Genomic DNA, 3,704 nt, shown 5'->3' with positions numbered 1-3,704 from the left:
AATTTTTTGATGATTTCCAGCAGGCCTTCTTTGTTTATCGTATCAGCAGACAATTTGGCCCATTGAAAACGGAAACAATGCCGCGACGCTCTTACTTATTGCCGTATATAAGTTAATAGCAGATTTGACCTCTTGATCTGCCTTGATCGGTTAATCTGACCCTCGCATAATCGTTGCACTTTTTGCTCTGCCTACAGGAATGAAAAATTCTGCGTCAAAAGCAGGGGAGAAAAATTTTGAACCATTGTTTATTGGCGATAGAGATTTAGTTAATGCAGGGCTTTTCTTAAATGTTTGATAAACTCGGCAAGTGTGATTTCTCTTGCGCCGAATCTTTTCATATGTTCCGTGGTCACCTGGCAGTCGATCAGTTCAAATCCCTTTTCCGCAAGCTGTACGGCATAAGTGGCAAAGGCAACCTTTGACGCGTCGCTCTTTTTGGCGAACATCGATTCACCGAAGAACACCTTGCCCATCACTATTCCATAGAGGCCGCCGGCAAGTTCAGCGCCGTCCCATGCCTCGACGGAGTGGGCATAACCGGCCTTGTGCAGGCGAATATATGCCTCTATCATATCATCGGTTATCCATGTGCCGTTTTCTCCCTTTCTGGCTATGGTGGCACAGTTGCTGATGACATCTTCAAAAGCGGCATTGGTTGTGATGCGATAAATGCCTTTTTTCATAGTCTGTCGCAGGGTGCGCGAGACCTTCAGTTCTTTCGGAAATAAGACCATGCGGGGATCAGGCGACCACCAGAGAACGGGAGATTTGCTGGAATACCAGGGGAAGATCCCCATCGAATAGGCGAGCACCAGCCGGTCAACGCTCAGATCGCCGCCAACGGCGAGCAAGCCGTCGTCGTCGGCCAGTTCGGGCGGCGGAAAAACGAGTTCTTTGGTCAATCTGTAAACGGTCATGCTGTTAATTTAATCAAGAGGGCGATAATTGAATTCGAGGCGTCCTTCTTTATGGTCAACCGTTACACTGCCGCCCTTTTTCAATTTACCGAAAAGCAGTTCCTCGGAGAGGGCATCTTTGATCTCCGTCTGAATAAGCCTCGACAGAGGCCTTGCGCCGAATTTATCGTCGTACCCATTTTCGGTAAGCCAGTTCCTGGCGGCATCGGTAACTTCTATCTTCACCTTTTTCCCCCCGAGCTGCCTGCCCAGGTCACTGATAAATTTATCGACTACCTTTTTCATAACTGCAGGAGTGAGCGAGTTGAAGGTAATGATCGCGTCCAGCCGGTTTCTAAATTCAGGGTTAAAGAGTTTTTTTATCGCCTCGCCGCCTTTTGATCTGGCATCGGCTTTTCTGTCGCCGAATCCTATGGCGCCCATATCCATCTCTTTTGCGCCCGCATTGGACGTCATTATGAGGATGACATTGCGGAAGTCGGCCTTCTTCCCATTATTGTCCGTCAGTGTAGCGTAATCCATCACTTGCAGCAATATGCTGAAGATGTCGGGGTGCGCTTTTTCGATCTCATCGAGCAGCAGCACGGAGTATGGATGTTTCCTTATCTCATCGGTCAGCATGCCGCCCTGGTCAAAACCGACATAGCCCGGGGGCGCTCCTATTAGCCTCGATACAGTATGCTTTTCCATATATTCGCTCATATCAAAGCGGATGAATTTTACACCGAGCACGTTTGCCATTTGCTTTGAGACTTCCGTCTTGCCGACACCCGTCGGCCCCGCGAAGAGGAAGGCGCCAATCGGCCTCTCGGGAATGCCAAGCCCGGCGCGCGATCTCTTGATGGCAGAGACCAGCGAATGGATGGCGCTGTCCTGTCCAAAGACCGCAGCTTTCAGTTCCGCTTCCAGATCCTTCAATTTCTCTGTATCGGACGCGGATATGTTCAGGGAGGGTATCCTGGCGATATGGGCGACAATGCCCTCGATTTCTTTTACACCGACCACAAGTTTTCCTTTGCCGCAGCCTCGCAGCTTTCGCGTGGCACCTGCCTCGTCTATCACGTCAATGGCCTTGTCCGGCATAAATTTTTCGTTTATATATTTTGCGGAAAGTTCGGCGGCAGTCTTGATTGCAGAGTCTGTATAACGGACACCATGGAACTCCTCATAATAGGAACGCAGACCTTTCAATATATCAACCGTTTCCTCTATGGTGGGCTCGTAAATTTCTATCTTCTGGAACCGCCTTGAAAGGGCGCGATCTTTCTCGAAATGGTTTTTAAATTCCTCATACGTACTGGCGCCGATGCAGCGCAGTCTGCCGGAATTCAGTACCGGCTTCAATATGTTCGATGCATCCATCGAACCGCCGCTTGTTGCTCCCGCTCCGACAATAGTATGAATCTCATCAATGAAGAGTATGCCGCCGGTAATCTTTACAAGATCCTTTATAGTGGCCTTCAAGCGTGCCTCGAAATCGCCCCGGTATTTTGTGCCTGCAAGCAACGCTCCCATGTCGAGCGAGTAAATGGTCGTATCCTTGAGCGGATCAGGGACGGAACCCCGGTGAATATTCAGCGCAAGACCTTCAACAAGCGCGGTCTTGCCGACACCCGGTTCACCGACGAACACGATATTGTTTTTCCGGCGCCTGCAGAGCACCTGTATGGTACGCTTAAGCTCGTCTTCACGGCCTACCAGCGGATCTATCTCTCCTGCGGCAGCCTTTTCATTCAGGTTAATGGTATAGAGTTTCAAGGGATCTTGCGACACGGGCCGCTTCGGCTCCGTTTGGCCGGGGGCTGATTCGCGAGTCGGTTCTTCAGACGGCGATTCGTGCTGTTGAAACCTGCTTAAGCCCGCGCTGCCGTGGGATATATAATTCAGCACATCAAGACGTGAGATGCCTTCCTGTTCAAGAAAATGCACGGCAAAGGAATCGGGTTCACCGTAAAGCGCTGCCAACAGATCGCCTGCTTCGACCTCCGCCTTTTCCGCCGACTGGATATGGGTTATGGCCCGCTGGATAACCCTATGGAAGCCGAGGGCAGGCACAGGTTCCGAGCTCTTCCCCGGCGGCAGCGTGGGTATGTTCCTGGCGAAAAATGCCTCGATGGCTTCCTTTATCCTGACGACATCGCCACCACAGCCCGTTATGATGTCTATGCCGAGCTCGTCATGTACGAGCGCGAACAGGATATGTTCAGTAGTAAGGTATTCATGGCGCCGGTTCTTTGCATCCTGGAAAGTCGCATCCAGCATCAGGCTCAACTCTTTATTGATCATTCTTTCTCCATCGTGCATTTCAGCGGGAATTGATTTTCGGCCGCCATTGCATGCACTTCAGCTACCTTTGTTTCGGCAATCTCATGCGTGTAAACACCGCACAGACCAACCCCATTTTTATGTACATTCAGCATTATCCGGGTAGCCTCGGGAAGCGGCTTGTGGAACACTGTCTCCAGCACATGAATCACAAATTCCATGGTTGTATAGTCATCATTAAGAAGGATGACCCGATAGAGAGAGGGCTCTTCAGTCTTCAGCTTCTCTTTTTCGGCAACATTTTCGTCTGATTGAATTTTTTCTTCGTTCATAACCATCCGGACACGTCAATCTTTATAGTATGTGCAGAAATATTCTACGGTCAAAAGCAAAGGCAGGATACGGGAGACAGCGAGATCATTTCTTGCAGACCTTATGTATTTGATTTTGATAAAAATTTCCCTTTTGTGGGTTAAAGTATATGAAACCATGTCTTTTATGTCAATAATATCTTAGCTG

3 protein-coding genes are annotated in these 3,704 nt (G+C 49.5%); all 3 read right to left on the bottom strand.

Annotated features, from left to right (window positions below; translation table 11 throughout):
* Positions 1-269: 269 nt before the first annotated feature.
* From aat to clpS, 3 genes are read right to left on the bottom strand one after another with little or no spacing between them, the layout of a single operon-like run.
* Positions 270-920 (bottom strand): leucyl/phenylalanyl-tRNA--protein transferase, encoded by a 651-nt coding sequence (gene aat, locus PKH29_12655; GenBank protein HNX15689.1) that lies wholly within the window; start codon positions 918-920, stop codon positions 270-272.
* Between the two features lie 9 nt (positions 921-929).
* A complete protein-coding gene (gene clpA / locus PKH29_12650; protein HNX15688.1) occupies positions 930-3,206 on the bottom strand; it encodes an ATP-dependent Clp protease ATP-binding subunit ClpA in 2,277 nt (758 codons plus the stop codon).
* The gene (gene clpS, locus PKH29_12645; GenBank protein HNX15687.1) at positions 3,203-3,517 is read right to left on the bottom strand and encodes an ATP-dependent Clp protease adapter ClpS; all 315 of its coding nucleotides are present in this window, start codon (positions 3,515-3,517) and stop codon (positions 3,203-3,205) included. Before clpS ends, clpA begins: the two co-directional genes overlap by 4 nt.
* Between the last annotated feature and the right edge of the window lie 187 nt (positions 3,518-3,704).

The sequence above is a fragment of the Oscillospiraceae bacterium genome, assembly GCA_035353335.1.
Taxonomy (GTDB): Bacteria; Bacillota; Clostridia; order Oscillospirales; family JAKOTC01; genus DAOPZJ01.
Note: the sequence above shows the minus strand (reverse complement) of the source record. Positions and strands in the feature narration are given on the sequence as shown.

Excerpts from the sequence above, each read along its gene's own strand:
- aat (HNX15689.1), bottom strand. The coding sequence starts at position 920 with ATGACCGTTTACAGATTGACCAAAGAACTCGTTTTTCCGCCGCCCGAA.
- clpA (HNX15688.1), bottom strand. The coding sequence starts at position 3,206 with ATGATCAATAAAGAGTTGAGCCTGATGCTGGATGCGACTTTCCAGGAT.
- clpS (HNX15687.1), bottom strand. The coding sequence starts at position 3,517 with ATGAACGAAGAAAAAATTCAATCAGACGAAAATGTTGCCGAAAAAGAG.